Annotated in this window: 17 protein-coding genes; 11 read left to right on the top strand and 6 right to left on the bottom strand. The window is 55.4% G+C overall.

Going from position 1 to position 17,248, the window contains the following annotated elements; all coding sequences use genetic code 11:
- Positions 1 to 37: 37 nt before the first annotated feature.
- Positions 38 to 847, top strand: coding sequence for a YheC/YheD family protein (locus IDH45_RS25080; protein WP_190930888.1), 810 nt, complete (start codon positions 38 to 40; stop codon positions 845 to 847).
- Between the two features lie 318 nt (positions 848 to 1,165).
- Here the strand turns inward: IDH45_RS25080 and IDH45_RS25075 are convergent, their stop codons facing one another.
- The gene (locus tag IDH45_RS25075; RefSeq protein ID WP_190930887.1) at positions 1,166 to 2,254 is read right to left on the bottom strand and encodes a YheC/YheD family endospore coat-associated protein; all 1,089 of its coding nucleotides are present in this window, start codon (positions 2,252 to 2,254) and stop codon (positions 1,166 to 1,168) included.
- A gap of 175 nt (positions 2,255 to 2,429) precedes the next feature.
- Here IDH45_RS25075 and IDH45_RS25070 point away from each other — a divergent pair, with 175 nt between their 5' ends.
- From IDH45_RS25070 to IDH45_RS25060, 3 genes are all read left to right on the top strand, one after another.
- Positions 2,430 to 2,987: a superoxide dismutase family protein gene (locus tag IDH45_RS25070; protein ID WP_190930886.1), complete on the top strand. Its 558-nt coding sequence runs from the start codon at positions 2,430 to 2,432 to the stop codon at positions 2,985 to 2,987.
- Between the two features lie 171 nt (positions 2,988 to 3,158).
- On the top strand, positions 3,159 to 4,127 hold the full coding sequence (locus tag IDH45_RS25065) for an ROK family protein (protein ID WP_190930885.1): 969 nt from the start codon (positions 3,159 to 3,161) through the stop codon (positions 4,125 to 4,127).
- A 99-nt stretch (positions 4,128 to 4,226) separates the two neighbouring features.
- A complete protein-coding gene (locus tag IDH45_RS25060) occupies positions 4,227 to 5,255 on the top strand; it encodes a LacI family DNA-binding transcriptional regulator (RefSeq protein WP_190930884.1) in 1,029 nt (342 codons plus the stop codon).
- Between the two features lie 772 nt (positions 5,256 to 6,027).
- Here the strand turns inward: IDH45_RS25060 and IDH45_RS25055 are convergent.
- Positions 6,028 to 7,011 carry a LacI family DNA-binding transcriptional regulator gene (locus IDH45_RS25055; protein ID WP_190930883.1) on the bottom strand — a complete coding sequence of 328 codons (984 nt, stop codon included), beginning with the start codon at positions 7,009 to 7,011 and terminating at the stop codon, positions 6,028 to 6,030.
- A gap of 482 nt (positions 7,012 to 7,493) precedes the next feature.
- On the opposite strand from IDH45_RS25055, the gene IDH45_RS25050 reads away from it, so the two are divergent.
- The 7 genes from IDH45_RS25050 to IDH45_RS25020 all read left to right on the top strand — a co-directional run bounded on the left by IDH45_RS25050 (position 7,494) and on the right by IDH45_RS25020 (position 14,501).
- Positions 7,494 to 8,798: an ABC transporter substrate-binding protein gene (locus tag IDH45_RS25050; RefSeq protein ID WP_317891283.1), complete on the top strand. Its 1,305-nt coding sequence runs from the start codon at positions 7,494 to 7,496 to the stop codon at positions 8,796 to 8,798.
- Between the two features lie 125 nt (positions 8,799 to 8,923).
- Positions 8,924 to 9,805 carry a carbohydrate ABC transporter permease gene (locus tag IDH45_RS25045; protein ID WP_190930881.1) on the top strand — a complete coding sequence of 294 codons (882 nt, stop codon included), beginning with the start codon at positions 8,924 to 8,926 and terminating at the stop codon, positions 9,803 to 9,805.
- Positions 9,798 to 10,628: a carbohydrate ABC transporter permease gene (locus IDH45_RS25040; RefSeq protein WP_190930880.1), complete on the top strand. Its 831-nt coding sequence runs from the start codon at positions 9,798 to 9,800 to the stop codon at positions 10,626 to 10,628. The genes IDH45_RS25045 and IDH45_RS25040 overlap by 8 nt, the downstream gene beginning before the upstream one ends.
- A 364-nt stretch (positions 10,629 to 10,992) precedes the next feature.
- Positions 10,993 to 12,225 (top strand): Gfo/Idh/MocA family protein, encoded by a 1,233-nt coding sequence (locus IDH45_RS25035; protein WP_190930879.1) that lies wholly within the window; start codon positions 10,993 to 10,995, stop codon positions 12,223 to 12,225.
- Positions 12,226 to 12,273: 48 nt separating this feature from the next.
- Complete coding sequence (locus tag IDH45_RS25030; RefSeq protein ID WP_190930878.1) at positions 12,274 to 13,020, top strand: 6-phosphogluconolactonase; 747 nt, start codon at positions 12,274 to 12,276, stop codon at positions 13,018 to 13,020.
- Between the two features lie 263 nt (positions 13,021 to 13,283).
- Positions 13,284 to 13,949, top strand: a complete 666-nt coding sequence (locus IDH45_RS25025) for an SGNH/GDSL hydrolase family protein (protein WP_190930877.1) — start codon at positions 13,284 to 13,286, stop codon at positions 13,947 to 13,949.
- 93 nt (positions 13,950 to 14,042) lie between these two features.
- Positions 14,043 to 14,501, top strand: coding sequence for a hypothetical protein (locus IDH45_RS25020; RefSeq protein WP_190930876.1), 459 nt, complete (start codon positions 14,043 to 14,045; stop codon positions 14,499 to 14,501).
- 274 nt (positions 14,502 to 14,775) lie between these two features.
- Here IDH45_RS25020 and IDH45_RS25015 read toward each other — a convergent pair whose 3' ends face one another.
- From IDH45_RS25015 to IDH45_RS34295, 4 genes are all read right to left on the bottom strand, one after another.
- Positions 14,776 to 15,546: a prohibitin family protein gene (locus IDH45_RS25015; protein WP_317891286.1), complete on the bottom strand. Its 771-nt coding sequence runs from the start codon at positions 15,544 to 15,546 to the stop codon at positions 14,776 to 14,778.
- A 211-nt stretch (positions 15,547 to 15,757) separates the two neighbouring features.
- Entirely contained in the window at positions 15,758 to 16,573 is an 816-nt protein-coding gene (locus IDH45_RS25010; RefSeq protein ID WP_190930874.1) for a phosphotransferase enzyme family protein, read from the bottom strand.
- The gene (locus IDH45_RS25005; RefSeq protein ID WP_190930873.1) at positions 16,574 to 16,732 is read right to left on the bottom strand and encodes a hypothetical protein; all 159 of its coding nucleotides are present in this window, start codon (positions 16,730 to 16,732) and stop codon (positions 16,574 to 16,576) included.
- Between the two features lie 273 nt (positions 16,733 to 17,005).
- Positions 17,006 to 17,248, bottom strand: a 243-nt coding sequence (locus IDH45_RS34295; RefSeq protein ID WP_223836947.1) for a hypothetical protein, incomplete at its 5' end; no start/stop codon positions are given.

Raw genomic sequence — 17,248 nt, 5'->3', positions numbered from 1 at the left:
GATGGCTTCGTCAGAAACTTTTAGAGGAGGGATCATGATGGAACGAACACAACAAGAGGAGGGAACTGAAGCGATCCATGCGGCGCCGGCGCCGGCCGAGGAGAACGCTGCCGAGACGGAGAATACGGCGGCGGTCGTTGCCGCGACGGTTCAGCCGGCTTCCGCCAGTGAAGAGGAAAAGGCTGTCATCTCGCGGCAAATAGCCAGCAAATGGGTAAAAAACTCTGTCCTTCAGCAAGATCCGAGGGTTTCGCAGCATATCCCCGAAACCCGTTTTTTTTCGCCTGCCAACGTGTCTACGATGTTGTCCCGGTACGGCAAGGTTGTGCTAAAGCCGGTCGTGGGCACAGGCGGAGTCGGTGTCATAATGGTGATCAGGACGGGAGCCGGCTACACGATCCGGCATAAACGGAAAGTGACGAGATGCCGGAACTTCCGCAGCATGATGGCCGCGATCGGAGCGATCCGCAGGCGGCGTTCTTATCTGGTGCAGCGCGGGATCAGTCTCGCCAGCATCCGGGGACGGCCGATCGATTACCGGGTCAAGGTGGTAAAGCAGAATCACGTATGGGTGACCCGGGCGATGGTGGGGCGGCTCGCGAACCCCGGATTTTTCGTCACCAACTTGTGCCGTGGCGGAACCATGCTTTCGTCGACGGAAGGCATCCGGCGTTCATTGCCGAAAGCAGCCGTCCGCCGCAAAAAGCAGGAGATGCGCAATGTGACCCGGATCAGCACACAGCTGCTCGAGCGGCATTTTCCCGGCGTGGGACAGCTCGGCTTCGATTACGGGTTCGACCGTTCCGGCAAGCTATGGATATTCGAAGTGAATACAAGGCCGCATTAAGACAACGTTGCATGGCGGAAAGCCCGCACGGTTCCGCCGGAGGGACACGATCTGTGGGAAAGCCCGGAAGGTGTGTCGCTCCAAATAAGGCTGTCCTAATAGTGCCCGCATGGGGTGGCATAGAACGTCCCGGCTTCCAAACGAAAGGACCTCAACTTTCACGTCAACGTGGAGGCTGAGGTCCTTTTCTCGAGGGAAACGGTTCCGGGTAAGCTCATAAAATCGAAAGATGACTTTGGAAACAGCCGCTTTTCCGGAAGTCGGATCAACGGTATCACTCCGCATAGTAATAAAACCTTCCCGGGTCAGCAGGAAGGCTTATAGCGGGAGAGCGGAGCGTTCGTCGCCCGTCGCCGTTGCGGACAGAGCGAGCCGCCTTGCTTCCCGGAACGGCATCAGAAAGCATCTCCGGGCGGCTTCCTCGCCGTAGACCTGACGGATCACGGCTTTGCCCGGCTTAATATTTACTTCGAGCAGCCATAGGCAGCCCGAGCGGTCTATCGCAAAATCAAGCCCCAGATCGGCTAACCTTCTGCCGTAGCGTTCCTCCAGGTAAGGCGGAATATAAACCGACAGCTCGCACAGCTTCTCCATCAGGGCATCCGCCTTGTCCGACGGAAATAGCCGGTTCAAGTAAGCTGCGACTTCGTGGGCGCGCCCGCCGCTTTTGAGATTGGACGTAATGCTGTTGGCCGATCCTTCGCGTATGGCCATGCCGGACGTCTCCCATTGTCCTGTCCCGTCTTTCTGCATGAGTACGCGGACGTCGAATACCCGCCCCTCCGGATTGCGGATATCGATCCAGCGCTGGAGCAAGTACCCTCCTTTGCGCCTGGCCCGGCGCAGGGCGGCACGGATCGTGCCCGGACCGCCGCTTAAGGCGGGTTTGCGGTTTTCATGCAGACGATAAGCGGACCCGGTGCAGCATAATTTGAGAATGCCGATTCCACCTTTGCCGTTGATCGGTTTGATCATGATTGCTTCATGCTCGCGGGCATAGGCGATCGCGTCGTCGACCGAGTCCATCGGTTTCGTAGGCAGCAGATGAGAAGCGAGAAGCGGGGATGCGAGCAGATGATTCTGGATGGTCCATTTGTTGCCGAGTCCGTGGCCCGTAAATTGGATACGGGTACGGTTCTTGACGCGGAATACTTGCCGGTTGGTCAAGGGAGTCGTGTAATACCCCAGATCGATAGCCACAGGCGGGTGCGCGGCCGACTGCTTTCGCCAAGGCGACCGGCCTTGCCGGACGTATCCGGTGACCGTACCGCGCTCCACATGCACCCCTGCGGGAGTAAACAGAATAACGCCGGAAAATCCGGCATCGAGCGCAGCGTCGGCATGCCGGGAAAACCGGCCCGGCGATCCGATTTTGTGAGTCATAAGGCCGAGAAGATGTGGATTCATTGCGTATCACCCGCTAACGTTTGCTTGATCCCAATCAGCATATGCCGGCGGCGATCCAAGGTGCGAATAACGGGCGGCACGGAAGGCTTTGAATCCAGGCGGTTTAAGTCCGGGCGTATTCGTGAACAATGGATTACCGTAACACCATTTTGTTGCCACGTGGAGGAGTCGACAGATGAGGACAAATCAATGGGCGCTGCCGGCGCTCGGGCTGTTTCTGCTAGCTGCAGGGACAGGCTGTGCAGCGAAGCAGGCGGCCGGGAGAACTGACTCCGGCGAACCGGACAACGCTGTTCGCGCTGCGATTATAAACACCAAAGGCAAAACGATCGGCTCCGCGCTGCTCACGCCGGAGAAAGAGGGCGTGCGCATCCGTCTCGAGGTGAAAGGACTTGCCCCCGGACCGCACGGCTATCATATTCACGAGACGGGGCGCTGCGAAGCTCCGGGTTTTACCACCGCGGGAGCCCACTTTAATCCCGGAGGCAAAAAGCACGGTCTGCAAAATCCGGAAGGGCCGCACGCCGGCGATTTGCCGAACTTAAACGTAGCTTCCGACGGGACGGCGAAGGCCGATTGGATTGCAGACGGCGTAACGCTGACGAAGGGCGAGCCGAATTCGCTGCTCAAAGAGGGCGGCACCTCGATCGTCATCCACGAAGCGCCGGACGACGGGGTAACGGACCCGTCGGGAAACTCGGGGGCGCGCGTCGCATGCGGGATCATCCCCTGATTGTGCGGGACGATCGTCGCAAACGGCTTTGGCTAATTAGACCGCATATCAGCCGCTATGCCACTACGATTTTTGGCACTTAAGTGGAAGGCCGCTGCCGATGCGGTCTTTTTTCTGTTACACTGGCAATAGAGGCAACGCTATCAGCGATAGATGGAGAGGAAGCGAACGATGCGTTTATTGGGCGGAGTGGACATAGGCGGAACGAAATGCGCCGTCAGTATCGGCAGGGAGACGGAGGCGGGGATCGATATTTTAGGGAAAATCGGCTTTCCGACCCCGGCTTCCCCGGGCGAGACGATGGAACGATTGGGGGAGGCGATGGCGGAGCTGATCGACCGGACGGGCGGAGAGGGCCCGGAAGCGATCGGCATCAGCTGCGGAGGTCCACTGGACAGCCGGGCGGGGTTTATCTTGTCGCCGCCCAATCTGCCGGGATGGGACCGGATCGACTGCGTCACTCCGCTGAGGGATAGGTTTGACGCGCCCGTAGCGCTGCAGAACGACGCCAACGCCTGCGCGCTGGCCGAATGGAAATGGGGCGCGGGGCGAGGGATGAATCATATGATCTTCCTGACGTTTGGTACGGGGCTGGGTGCCGGGCTTATTCTCAATGGCCGCTTGTATGCGGGGGCGAGCGATATGGCGGGCGAAGCGGGACATATCCGGGTTGCCCCGGACGGTCCGGTCGGCTACGGCAAGGCCGGCTCGTTCGAAGGCTTCTGCAGCGGCGGCGGCATCGCCCGGCTGGCGCGGGCGGAAGCGGAAGCCGCGATCTCGCGGGGGCAGCCTCCGTCCTTCTGCCCTACGCTTCCCAGCCTTGACGACATAACGGCCAAATCGGTCGGCGAAGCGGCGGTGCAAGGAGACCCGCTCGCGGTCCGCTTGTTCGAGACCGTTGGGCGCAAGCTCGGCCGGGGACTGGCGGTGCTGGTCGATCTGCTTAATCCCGAAGCGATCGTGATCGGCAGCATCTATGCGCGTCAGCGGGCTCTGCTGGAGCCGTACGCGCTGGAGGAGCTGCGCAAGGAGGCGCTGCCTCTATCGCTTGAGGCTTGCCGGATCGTTCCGGCCGCGCTGGGGGAATCGGTCGGCGATTATGCCGGCTTGTCGGTCGCGCTGAACGCCCTGGAATCGTGAGGGGCCGGGTTCACTTGACGGAAGGCGAAATAATCGCTTTAATTGAAGTAACCGATTTCCCCGATTATTCCGATTATCCGTAGAAATTGAGGCGTGTATATGAAAAAGTCGTTAACGATCCACGATATTGCGAAAATGGCGGAAGTTTCTTCTGCAACCGTATCGCGAGTGCTCAGCAACAGCAGCTACCCGGTCAGTCCCGAGCTTCGCTCCAAAATATTGCGTATCGCCAAAGAAGCGAACTACGTCCCGAATATGCTCGGCAAACAGCTCAAGACGAAGACGAGCATGACGATCGGGGTTATTATTCCGACGATTACCAATACCTTTTATTCGTCCGTCATCTTGGGGGTTGAGGAGATCGCCCGCAAAAATAATTACCAGGTGCTCCTCTGCAACTCGTTCCAGGACCCGGTTCTCGAGGACAAGTATATCCAGGCAATGTTCGAGAAACAAGTCCGCGGCCTCGTCATTTCTTCGATTTCGAGCGACAAGAAGCAGCTGAAGCATTTTATCGACATGGGCTTAAATGTCGTCGCCCTCGACCAGAAGGTGGAGATGGAGGAAGTGTGCCAGGTCGACTTCGACTACCGCAAAGGCGGAGTCATGGCTACCCGTCACCTGATCTCCAAAGGGCATAAGAAGATCGCTTACGTGACGGCCCCGCTCGACCGGCCGAGCCGGGTCAGCATCTATGACGGCTACGCGTCCGCGATGAAGGAAGCCGGTCTGGAGCCGGTAGTAGTCGAAGCCGGCAACGAGACGTACAGCGGCACCTACGAATTCGAGAACGGCAAGGCGCTTACGCGCAAATTGCTGGCCGGCGGCGAACGTCCTAGCGCGGTATTCGCCTGTAACGATATGACGGCCTTCGGCGTCGTCAACGAGCTGAACGGCCAAGGTTTCAAAGTTCCGGACGATGTGTCCGTCATGGGGTTCGACGGCATCGATTTCGGGCAAATGATTACGCCGCCGCTCTCCACGGTGCTGCAGCCGACTTACGAGATGGGCCGGCTCGCCTGCAACATGCTGCTGGATATGCTGATCGACGGGAAAAAGCCGGACATCGGCATTATGCTGCAGCCGAAGCTGCTTGAACGCGAATCGGTAGCCGACCTGCGCGGCTGATTCTCGGGTCGGACCGCTGGAGGCGCCTGACGCCCCGCTTGCCAGGCGGGGGGGAGACGCGGGCGATGAAACCGTCGGCAAGCCGACGAGAGAAAGACCGTTTGGAGCGATATCGCTCCAAACGGTCTTTTGTTGCAGGAAGAGCGCCACCGCACGCCAAGGATCGATATGGCCGTTAACTTAACGCGCGACTCCCAGCGCGCGGTACCGGTCACACGTTGGCTGTCCAACCTCGTGCCTCAATAGTAGACCAAATGACGCCAACTTGCTTCTTTTTACTGCAGTTACGCAGAAGTCCGCATCATCCCCTGCCCCAAAGGCCAAAATCTTGTGCAGATGAATGCGCGCCATCCTCCTGCTCCGAAAGCCAAAAGCCTGCGTATACGCAGGAATCCGTTTCATCCCCTCTGCCCCAAGAGTAAGCTTCTTCTGTCGGTAAGAGTGGTTTGTACCCCTTATTTTCGAATAAATTGGGTTATACCTGAAAATAAGAGCGTTTACCAGTTGCTAAATTCCTCCATATGACGATTTTCCGTCAAATTGCTCGAATTAAGAGGTACAAATCGCACTTATTCCGAAAAAACCGCCCGCCTCCGGCCCAATAGCAGATGCAAACCGCTCTGATTTGCACGCACTCAGTAACATGCGGTCACGCCCTTCAACAATATACCGCACCGTACCCAGTAATATGTCGTCCCGCCCCAAGCGGGGCTCGAATAATCGCAAAATGATGACTAGTGAAAAAGCCCCGTTTCACACAATTGCCGGAGGGTCACGTGGCGGGACACCTTGCCGTCGTACCTCCGGGGAACAACTCGAAATCAGTCAAACATTCATAAATCGGATCCGGCGTTTTCCGCTGAATGATCTCGATGAGGCGGATAGCCGGAATTTCTTTTTGATCGCCGCTTAAAATCATTGTTGTTAATTGGGGAATACTAAGTTTAACCAGTTCGGTATATCCATGACCGATCAGGCTGATCTGTCCCGGTACGGCGATGCCGTGCCGTTTCAGCCCCTGAAGCACGCCGAATTGGATGACGGTGTTCGTACAATACGCTGCCGTGTAGTAGACATCCAGCTCACGAAGCCGGCTGCACAGCTCATCGCCATCTTCTTCCGCGCCGGATTGGATCAGCGCCTTATCGACTTCGATGCCGGCTTCCTCAAGCGCTTTGCTGTAGCCGGCAAGCTCCCGCTTGTTGATAAGCAGCCGGAGACTTCCGGAGAAAAAGGCGATTCTCCGGTGTCCGAGCTCGATCAGGTGGCGTACCGCCTCGTAGCATACTTTGGAGTAGTCGGTCGTGACCACGTTGATGTCGGTCCGGTCCGTGCTTCCGTAATAAACGTGAGGGACTTTCGTTTCCTCGAGAATTTCAATAATCGTATCGTCCAGTAAGCCCGACACCAGAATGCCTGCCGTGTCCTGGCTTCTGGCCAGCTCCTTAAGCCGCTGGTGATCGTTCGGGTCCGGCTTGATGCTCATGAACAACATGGAGTAACCGTAGCGTGCAGCCGCTTCCTCCGTCACCCGCAAATGCTGGAAATAACGGGGGTCGTTAGCGTCGCGGCTATAAAAAACATAACAGATTTTAGGCTTGACATCCGTATCTTTGTAGCCCAGCTCCTTGGCTGCCTTCAGGATAAGCTCCTTCGTCTTCTCGGAGACGGTGCTGTTCGGCGCGTTGTTCAAAACGAGCGAAACGGCAGTCCGGGAAACGCCTACAAAATCGGCGATGTCTTTTTGGGTAACCATGCAGAATCCTCATTCCGTTTAAAATTCCAGGCTTTGGGTAAATAAATGATGTTATGTTATTTCATATTATCGGTCAACCGGCGTCCATAGTCAATCAAAAGTCGATAAAACCTGCTTCTGCCAACGGATTTCAGCATGTTCGGTGAAAATGATGGCATATCGAAAGGAGTTTTCACGACGATTTTTAAAGAAGCCCCCTTTAAAAGGGGTATAACATATGTTATAATCTGCTCATGAGAAATCGATTTCTATGATTTCCAAAATATTCGATATTCAGCGGTGTATAAAGGGTTTCAATTAAAAATGCTTAATAACTATGGCGCGAAATGTATAAACTATGTTATGTTTTATGCAGGAAGCGCACACACCTCAGTAACAGGAACAGTCCTATGAGGATAGAAGCAATACGGCTGTTCTTGATTATATGGCCGGCATTATAATGCAGGTCATGCAGTATACAACAACATTTGGAGGGGTTTGAAGTGAACAAAAAATCGTTCGTTGTTTTGTCTTCTGTGCTAGCGCTTTCAATTGCCGGTTGCTCGTCCTCAACAGAAAACCCGGATAACGGCGGAGGTACAAGTCCGGCCAAGACGGTTTCGCTCAAAATCGGACTTCCCGGCGCCTACGACGTAACGAAAAAAGAAATTATCGACGGCTTTATCGCCAAAAATCCTAATATTAAAGTAGAAGTTCAGGATGCACCGTGGGGAGACTTTGTCGCCAAAATCGCGACGCAAATTGCCGGCAACACGACTCCGGACGTATGGCTTCAAGAAAACGCGGTTATTCTGGGCTACGGCAAACGCGGAGTCGCTCAGGATCTTTCGGCTTACATTCAACGCGACCTGAAAGAGGCCGACTACATTCCGGGATTGTTCGCGGCCAAGACGCCGGAAGGGAAAGTATGGGGCGTTCCGCACGGGATTAACCCGATCGCGCTTGCGTATAACAAGAAAGCGTTTACGGATGCGGGTGTTCAGCTGCCGACCGACAACTGGACCTATAACGATCTGATCGAGGCTTCCAAAAAGATGACCAAAGCAGGCAGCGACGGCAAACCGGCTTCCTTCGGATTCATCGGATCGTCGAGCATTACGCAAGGCTGGTTCCCGTGGATCAAGCAGGCGGGAGGCCAAGCGCTAGATTCGACGCTTACGAAATCGATGTTTAACGATCCGAAGACGATTACCGGCCTGAAGCAGCTTGCGGAAGGGATTAAGCAAGGATACTTTACGAACAACGACTTCCTGAAAGCGAACGGCGGCGAGGTACAGACGTTCGCGACAGGCAAAGCGGCCATGTACTTCCTGCAATACAGCAACCAGGTGACGATGAACAAAAGCTTCCCGGACGCCGATTGGGACGTAGTCAAAATCCCGAAAGGGGTAGACGGCAAACGTTACGTGCCGATGGTAACGAACTCGTGGCTGATCTCCTCCAAGGCGAAGCAGGAAGTGAAGGATGCGGCGTGGGAGTTCCTCAAGTACTATCTGGGCGAGGAAGCGCAAACGATTCTGGCCAACAGCGGCGCAGCGCTTCCGGTTAAGAAATCGGCCATGCAGGCTGTAGAGAAGATGAGCGGCAAGCCGGCTAACAAAAAAGCGTTCACCGACGGCATCGCCGAAGGCGGCGTAACGCTCGACGAGAACGCAAGCTGGAACGAGTGGCGCGGAGCGGCTCAGCCGATCATCAACGACATCGTTGTGAATTTCAACATCAGCGCCGAGGAAGGCGTCAAGCAGATTCACGAAAAAGTGCAAACCGTACTGGACAACAACAAGTAACTCGCGGCTATTCCGGGTGCCGGACGGCCGGAGGAGGCGGGGCGGTGAATCGCCGGCCCGCTTTCCCGGGTCGCTTCGGCCAATACGCATAAGAGAGCCGCATTCGGTAGAAGGGTGGTGTTAGGATGCACAAGCAAGGTCACTGGGGATATTTGTTCACGCTTCCCTTTACGATCAATATTCTCGTATTCGTAGCGTTCCCGGTCGTATTCTCGGCTTATGTCTCGTTTGTCAAATGGGACTTGTTCAACCCGCCGGAATGGGTCGGACTGCAAAACTGGCAGCAGCTGTTCGAGCAAAAGGTGTTCTGGATCTCCGTTCGCAACGTATTTTATTTCGCGCTCGTGTTCGTCCCGCTGCAAACGATCGCCGCACTTATTATCGCCCATTTGCTCAACCAGGCGATTCGTGGACAGACGCTGCTGAGGCTGTTTTACTTCCTGCCGGTCGTAACGCCCTGGATCGCAGGCGGGGTGCTGTGGGCGTGGCTGTTTAATACGAAGTACGGCCTGATAAACTGGCTGCTCGAGACGATCAATCTGCCTGCGGTCAAATGGCTGGACAGCAAGCACTGGTGGGTCGTCGTCGGCAGCGTCGCGCTTGTCAACGTCTGGAAAGGGGTAGGCTCATCGATGATTTTGCTGCTTGCTGGCATGCAGAACATATCGAAGGAGATGAAGGAGGCGTCGCAAATTGACGGAGCTTCGAACTGGATGTACTTCTCGCGGATCGTTTTCCCGCTCGTTTCTCCGATGATTTATATGGTCATGATTTTGTCTACGATCGCAGCTTTCCAAGCGTTTGACGTATTCCTCAGCATGTTCGGCTCGCAGATGAGCAATGTGCCGGAGCGGAATATGGTAACCAATATGCTCATCTACCGGGATGCGTTCCAGCTGTTCAAAATGGGACCGGCTTCGGCAGCTGCCTGGGCGCTCTTCGTAATCATTTTGGGCATCACGCTTTTCCAAAGATATTTTGAGAAAAGGTGGGTGCACTATGATTAATTTCAGCTCAATCGGCAGAATGTTCACTTACATTGTACTCGTAGTCGGCGCCCTGACGATGCTGTTTCCGTTTATCTGGATGTTGTCCACCTCGCTGAAGACGACCGGCGCGGTAGGCCAGCTGCCGCCTCAGCTGATTCCGAATCCGATCAGCTGGGAAAATTACAAAATCGTCTGGGAGAAAGTAAACTTCGGCCGGTACACATTCAACAGCATGCTGCTTGTTACGATCGAGATGATCGGTTCGCTGCTGTCGTGCGCGCTGATCGCATTCGGCCTCGCGATGTTCGATTTCAAGCTGCGCAAACCGCTTTATATCGCCATGCTGGCGACCTTGATGATCCCGTTCCAGGTCACGCTCATTCCGAGCTACTTTATCTGGAAGACGTTCGGCATGCTGGACTCGTATTATCCGCTTATCATCCCGAGTTTTCTCGGAGGAGCGTTCGGCATCTTTTTGCTTCATCAGTTTATTAAAGGACTTCCGAAGGAGCTGTACGAAGCGGCGGTCGTCGACGGCTACAACCCGTTAGGCATTTTCTGGCGGATCTACATTCCGCTGTGCAAACCGGCGCTTGCCGCACTGGGCGTGTTTACGTTTATGGGCGCCTGGAACAATACGCTCGGCCCGCTCATTTATTTGCAGGATAAGAAGCTGTATACGCTGCCGGTCGGACTGCTTTATCTCAAAAACGATACCGAGGTCAGCACGGCTCTGCTGATGGCCGGCGCTGTTATCGTTACGATCCCGGTAGTTATCGTCTATTTGATCGCCCAGAAGCAGTTCGTTCAAGGGATCGCTTCCACGGGGCTTAAAGGTTAGTTTGGTGCCAAGCAACCTAGACGCAAGCGGGATTGAATCGCCGCTGTCCTCAGGCAAAGCGGATTCCCCTTATTCGGACAGGGCGGTTCAATCCTCGGACATCGCAGCGCCAGTATTAAATTGGAGGCGGGGTCCGTAATTTTCCCCGTTGGCAAATCGCAAAAGGTATGGTAAACTGAGGCAGTAATCGATTTCTATAAAGTAGTTTTTTTCTTTGCCTTTCATTGATTTTACAGGTGGGTATGTAAATCGATATCTGTTCAGCATACAGGGAGAGCCAGTGGTGACAGACAGTCGATATCGGTCGGAACCGGCACAGGAATCGAGTGCTATAGGCCGAATTTCCACAAGGGAGAGAACACTTATGAAAAAGTACGCCATCGTCGGCGCCGGGGGAAGGGCGCTCGGTATGTTTGCCAAGCCGCTTGCGACTGAACTGAAGGGTGCGGCGGAGCTCGTCGGGGTATGCGACATCAATCCGATCCGGGCGAACATTTTAAGCGAGCAATCGGGTAACATTCCGGTATTCAGCGATTTTGATACGATGATTCGGGAAGTGAAGCCCGATGCCGTTATCGTGACGACGCCGGACAATCTGCACGATCATTACATTATCCGGGCTCTGGAGGCCGGGTGCGATGCGATCTCCGAGAAACCGATGACGACGGATGCGGAGAAGACGAGAGCGATCTTCGAGGCGGAGAAGCGGACGGGCCGAAAGGTCATCGTTACGTTCAACTGCCGGTTCATGCCCTACGTCGTTCGGATCAAGGAGCTCATCAAGGAAGGAACGATCGGCGACATTCTTCACGTCTCGCTGAACTGGTCGCTCGATACGAGCCACGGCGCTGATTATTTCCGGCGTTGGCACCGCCAGATGAAGAACAGCGGCGGCCTGCTTATTCACAAATCGACTCATCATTTCGATATGGTCAACTGGTGGCTGGACGACGAACCCGAGACAGTGTATGCGAACGGCTCCCGGTTGTTCTACGGTGCAACCCGTGAGCAGCGCGGCCGCACGTGCTCGACCTGCGACCATACGAAAAGCTGCGATTTTTATTACGACGTCACGGCCAACTCTTTCACGAACTCGTTCTATAAAGAAGCGGAGAAGCATGACGGATATTTCCGCGATCAATGCGTATTCGGTGAAGATATCGACATCTATGACACGATGTCGCTGAATGTCAAATACAAGAAAAACACACTGCTTACGTACTCGCTTAACGCCTACAGCCCGTATGAAGGCTGGAAAGCGACCTTCGTCGGCACGAAAGGGCGGATCGAAGCGGAAGACAGCCACAGCGGTCCGGGACACGACGAGCCGAACAATACGATCCGGATCTACAATCGCCGCAACGAACTGATGACGCTTCAAAGCCGTAAGGCGGGAGGCGCTCACGGCGGAGGCGACGCGCGGCTTCGCCGGATGATTTTCGTCGGAGACGTGGCGGACCCGCTCGGTCAAATGGCAGGATCGAGAGCCGGAGCGATGTCGCTTCTGATCGGAGCGGCCGCCAACTTGTCGATCGCGAGCGGAGAGCGGATCGTCATCGAAGATTTGCTGAAAGAGACAGAGACCGTGCGGGGCTGAACCTTTAGTCCGGTACGACAACTATAGAATCATGAGGAGGATGACACAATGAACATTCATATTTCGGATACCCCGGAACAGCTGGGCGCGGCTGCGGCTGTGCAGGCTGCGGACGCCATACGGCGCGCGATCACGGCGAACGGGAAGGCGCGTATCGTTTTGTCCACCGGAGCGTCCCAGTTCGGATTTTTCCAAGCGTTTATTAAAGAACAGCTCGAGTGGGACAAAATCGAAATGTTTCACCTGGACGAATATGTAGCATTGCCGGAGAGCCACATCGCCAGCTTCCGCAAATATTTGAAGGAGCGGTTCGCCGATCTGATCCCGCTCGGCCGTGCTTATTACGTGAATGGCGAAGGTGACGTAGCGGCGAATATCGCGGCGCTTACCGAAGAGATCCGCAAACAGCCGATCGACGTAGCGCTGATCGGGATCGGCGAGAACAGCCATATCGCCTTCAACGATCCTCCGGCCAATTTCGATACGAAGGAAGCGTACATGGTCGTCGACCTTGATGAAGCGTGCAAGCGGCAGCAGGTCGGAGAAGGCTGGTTCGCGACGGTTGATGACGTGCCGAAGCAGGCGATCACGATGACCGTGCATCAGATCATGCAGGCCAAAACGATTATTTCCTGCGTTCCGCACAAAGTGAAGGCTAATGCGATCAAGCAAACGATGGACAACGATGTGACGAATACCGTCCCTTCCACGATGCTGAAGACACATGCCGACTGGACGTTGTATCTGGACCGCGAGTCGGCCTCGATGATTGATGCGGCGGCACTGAAAGCGTAAAATAAAGCTCTACTTTTTACTTCTTAACTTATTGTATGACGAGCGGCGCCTTCGGGCGCCGTTTTCCGTGTGCGCCGAGCGATCCGGACGCGGGCTGGCCTTGAGCGGTCCCGTTATGGATGGGAGAGCCGGCGGAAAATGGCCGGCGCAGCAACATTTAATGTTGACGCAGGCCGGCTTAAGAGCGTATGATGCGGGTGCAGAGCAACGTACAACCAACACGCGCACATACACCGAATATCGTCAAAGGGTGGGAATTAAAAATGAAACTTGCCGCATTTGGGGACAGCATAACTGCAGGACAATATGTAGCGGAGCAGGAGACGTACTTATATAAGCTGCAAGTCCGCTTCGGGTGCGAGACGATCAATGCGGGCGTACCCGGTAATACGACGGCGCAAGGGCTGGCCCGGTTCGAGCGGGACGTCTTGGCGCACCGGCATGACGTATGCATCGTGGCGTTCGGCATGAACGACCATGTTCACACGGCGCCGGGCACGGCGAAAGTTCCGCCCGAAGCGTATCGGGACAATCTGATTACGATCATAGAGCGGTTAAAAGCGCTTCGTGTCATCCCTGTTTTATGTACGATGAACCCGATTGTCGAAGGAGACGCGGGGCGTTATTATTACCGGCGTCACCCGCAGGAATGGTACACAAACCCGGAAGGGGCGCAGGCCTGGATCGATTCGTACAATCGGATTGTCCGCGAAGTCGCCGCTTCGCTGGAGGTGCCGCTCGCCGATGTCGCCGGACGCTGGGAACGTTATCTGGCGCAGGGCGGTTCATTGGGTGATCTGCTCCGCACGGAAGAGAACAGCGGGACGGACGACGGCGTTCATCCGACGCCGGCCGGGCTGGATCTGTTCGCCGAATGTATCGGCAAAGTGCTGGAGCCATTGCATCTACGCTTAGGCGGCGACGCCTGATTATAGGAATCGCGGCCGGAAGCCCTTATCCCGCAGATGATCGAACCCGCCTTGGACGCATACGGCCTGCGAATAACCGGAGGAGGGAATCGGATGGCGACGATCGTCGTTCATAAACGAAGCGGCATCAGATATGTTCTGATCGGAACCGGATACGGAGCCTACAAATCACAGCTGCCCGGCGTATTCGGAGGAAGCGTGTTTCCCCGTGAGGAAACGGGCGAGATTCCGCTAGCCGCCGTAAGCGACAAGGCAGGGAACATCGAGTGGATTTTTACCGACGAACTGGTTGTTGCGGAAGTGGATGGACAGCCGCCTCATGTCTGGCTGGAGCAAAAGGCTGAACCAGTCACGGAGCGGGAAGCGGACGAAGGAGGCTTGCCCTCTCATCCAAGCCGCGGTCAGGCAGCGAGCGCGGAAGACCAGTCGCAGTCGCAGTCGTATGAGCTGTGTCCCGGCTGTGAACACCGGGTCGTATCGGATGCGAGGGAGTGCCCGTCGTGCGGGCTCGTCCTGATCGTTAGCGTGGATGAGAGTGAAGGCTCAACATAATAACAGTCTCTGGTACCTTCTATTTTTGGCAAATGGGGATAACAGAAACGAATAAAGGCGGTTTGCACCGCTTATTTCAACCAGTTGGTCGGGTCTGCACCCGTTTCGCGGATAATGCAGCCTCAAACCGATCTTATTTCCCCATCCAAGCGGGTTTCGAACAAAATAACGGGTACAAACCGCTCTTATTCGGTTCGGTTCTTCTCCAGCTAGATCGATCAAATGAAAAGACCGGACAGGGACAACGAAAGTCCCATTCCGGTCTTATTCTGTGTTACTGCACGTTGATGAACGGTGTCGCGCCTCCGGTTACGTTCGGCAGCTTGCCGTCCCACTTTTCGATTGCTTTCAACTGGGCTTCGATCTGCCGCAATTCGATCAGTTCTTGAGTGACTTCCTGCTTCTGCAGCCGCAGCGCTTCCGCTTGCGCCTGAGCGCGGGTAATCTCCTGCTCCTTCTCGATCTTGATCCGGTCGAGGTCCAGCTTCGACTTGAGCGCCTGCTGCTCGGCGATCTGTTTCTGCTCGATCGCGCGGTTGAACTCTTCGGAGAACTTGAATTCGGTAATATTGATATCGTCGAGAACGACATTGTACAAGCTCAGCTTGGTCGCCAAAACTTCCTTCACCTTGGCGCTGACTTCCGAGCGTTTGGAGATCAGCTCTTCGGCTGTATATTGAGCGGTGACCGCTTTGAGCGATTCTCCGATCGCCGGGTCGACGATCCGGGCTCTGTACTCCATCCCTACATTCTGATACAAGTTATTAATTGTCGCCCCGTCCAGATGATAGTTCACGGCAAGCGTAGTCGTAACGGTCTGCAAGTCGCGGCTGGCCGATACTTGACTGGACTCGGCTTTCTGAACGCGAACCTCGATCGGCAGGACGGTCTGGATGAACGGAATTTTAAAATGCAACCCCTCTTCCAGCACTTTCGGCTGGACGGCACCCAACTGCAGCACGACGCCGCGATGTCCCGCTTGAACGATTGTGAAGGACTGGATGGCGAGAACGGCTACAAGGACTACAATAACAAGTCCGATAATCCCTTTCGATACGGTACTTGGATTCGGCGGACGGACAGCTCTCGGTTCTGACAATGTTTGGACCCCTTTCTGTATAGGAAGAATGGCATACCCTTTTCATACGAAAAAAAACGTTTTTGGTTTCAAGAAAAATAGTTTTTTTAAAAAAACAACAAGCACCGCCGGTTGTCGCTCGATGCTTGCCTGCTGCAGCGGTTGCCGCGTCCGGTGGCTAGAGGTCGTGAGTTTCCATCCAGGCGCGAAGGAATTTCAGCTTCCGGTCGAAATAATCGTCGTCCTGCCAGGCTCCCCATACCGCGCTGTTCCCCGTATGAAGCCCCAGAAGCCAAATATGCCGGATCGCAACGAACGCCGGGATTGCTTCGAGATCGGGCCGGTTCAAAGGCCGGCTGCTCAAGTACGCATTTAGAAAAGCGTTCCACTGTTCATGATCAAAGCTATCGACCTTGGACTGGACCCTGTCCCACCAAAAGACCGACAGATCGTAGGCGCGCCAGCCCATGCCGCAACAGTCGAAATCGAAGTGCGTAAGTTCGCCGTCCCCGGAAAAGTGAACGTTGGAGCCGTGCAGGTCCCCGTGGCAAACTCCCGAGTCCAGCCCCTCGTCCTGCAGGCTTGCAACCCGCCGTTTGAGCTTGTCGGCCGCATCCAGAACAAACCGGCGTTCTTCCGGTCGGTGTGAAAGAAACGGCAGGAGCTGCTGAAGCGGTTCGTCGAGCAAATGGTGCAAATCCAGCTCGAATCTGCCGCTGCGTGGAGCAAAAAAACCGGCCGCCCGGTGCAGTTCCGCTATGGCGGCTCCGTACGCGACACTCGCCTCCACATCCCGCTTTTCCTTGCCGGCTGCTTCGGTAAACAACGCCATGTAGCGTTTGCCTTCGGGCGCATCCAACGCGGTCAGCCATTCCCCGTCCCGTCTCGGCAGCGGTATGGAAACGGGAATGCCGAACCGGTGAAGATGAAGCAGCAATACGAGCTCATAACGAATGTCGGATTCGGAGCGCCAGTTGAATTTGTAGATTCGCACTTAATAGATGCCAGTATTTGTCGCGATCGAGTACGTATCGTTTAGTCCGTTGCTGACAAAACGGCTCGAACGGGGAGTCCCGATCTCGTACAAGCGGGCGGCTTCATGAGCCAGCCGGTCCTTATGAAGCACAGTATGCGCTGCGGGGGCTATAACCATTCCATCCTCTTCCTCTCCGTCCAGTAGGAAGGACTACAGCCCTAATCGTACACGATTTGCGTGGGAAAGGGACTCGATAGTTTGGCTATAGTTAAGATTTACCAGCATACCCTCCGATTGCATAGCGGGATACTCATCGAACGTGTGCCGTTAAAAGAGAATGCCTGCGGGTACGCAGGCATTGGGCGTGGTTGCCGAAAACCGGCAACCGGCATCCCGGCAAAAGGCCGGGGACGAGGGACGGCTCGACTCGGAGGCGAAGGGATAGTCCTCTCAGCAGGCGGACGCTTCGATCGAATGGAGATCGACGGAAAATCTCATCCACCTGCCGCCCATCCAGCGCCAGCCGGAAATCGAGGTACGGCCGACGAACGTAATAAACATCCAGTATTCGGCTCCGTTCCTTTGCCAGATGTAAGTGAACTTAAATCGGCAATGCGCAATAGCGCCGGGGTCTAAGGCAAAGGTTCCGGCCGACAGCGGTTTTTGCGGAATTTGTGCCGGGGGAGCTCCGGT

The sequence above is a fragment of the Paenibacillus oceani genome, assembly GCF_014705615.1.
GTDB classification, from domain to species: Bacteria; Bacillota; Bacilli; order Paenibacillales; family NBRC-103111; genus Paenibacillus_AB; species Paenibacillus_AB oceani.
This window is presented reverse-complemented; position numbering and strand designations above follow the sequence as displayed.

Coding starts and splice junctions, on each gene's coding strand:
- IDH45_RS25080 (WP_190930888.1), top strand. CDS start 38: ATGGAACGAACACAACAAGAGGAGGGAACTGAAGCGATCCATGCGGCG.
- IDH45_RS25075 (WP_190930887.1), bottom strand. CDS start 2,254: ATGAATCCACATCTTCTCGGCCTTATGACTCACAAAATCGGATCGCCG.
- IDH45_RS25070 (WP_190930886.1), top strand. CDS start 2,430: ATGAGGACAAATCAATGGGCGCTGCCGGCGCTCGGGCTGTTTCTGCTA.
- IDH45_RS25065 (WP_190930885.1), top strand. CDS start 3,159: ATGCGTTTATTGGGCGGAGTGGACATAGGCGGAACGAAATGCGCCGTC.
- IDH45_RS25060 (WP_190930884.1), top strand. CDS start 4,227: ATGAAAAAGTCGTTAACGATCCACGATATTGCGAAAATGGCGGAAGTT.
- IDH45_RS25055 (WP_190930883.1), bottom strand. CDS start 7,011: ATGGTTACCCAAAAAGACATCGCCGATTTTGTAGGCGTTTCCCGGACT.
- IDH45_RS25045 (WP_190930881.1), top strand. CDS start 8,924: ATGCACAAGCAAGGTCACTGGGGATATTTGTTCACGCTTCCCTTTACG.
- IDH45_RS25040 (WP_190930880.1), top strand. CDS start 9,798: ATGATTAATTTCAGCTCAATCGGCAGAATGTTCACTTACATTGTACTC.
- IDH45_RS25035 (WP_190930879.1), top strand. CDS start 10,993: ATGAAAAAGTACGCCATCGTCGGCGCCGGGGGAAGGGCGCTCGGTATG.
- IDH45_RS25030 (WP_190930878.1), top strand. CDS start 12,274: ATGAACATTCATATTTCGGATACCCCGGAACAGCTGGGCGCGGCTGCG.
- IDH45_RS25025 (WP_190930877.1), top strand. CDS start 13,284: ATGAAACTTGCCGCATTTGGGGACAGCATAACTGCAGGACAATATGTA.
- IDH45_RS25020 (WP_190930876.1), top strand. CDS start 14,043: ATGGCGACGATCGTCGTTCATAAACGAAGCGGCATCAGATATGTTCTG.
- IDH45_RS25005 (WP_190930873.1), bottom strand. CDS start 16,732: ATGGTTATAGCCCCCGCAGCGCATACTGTGCTTCATAAGGACCGGCTG.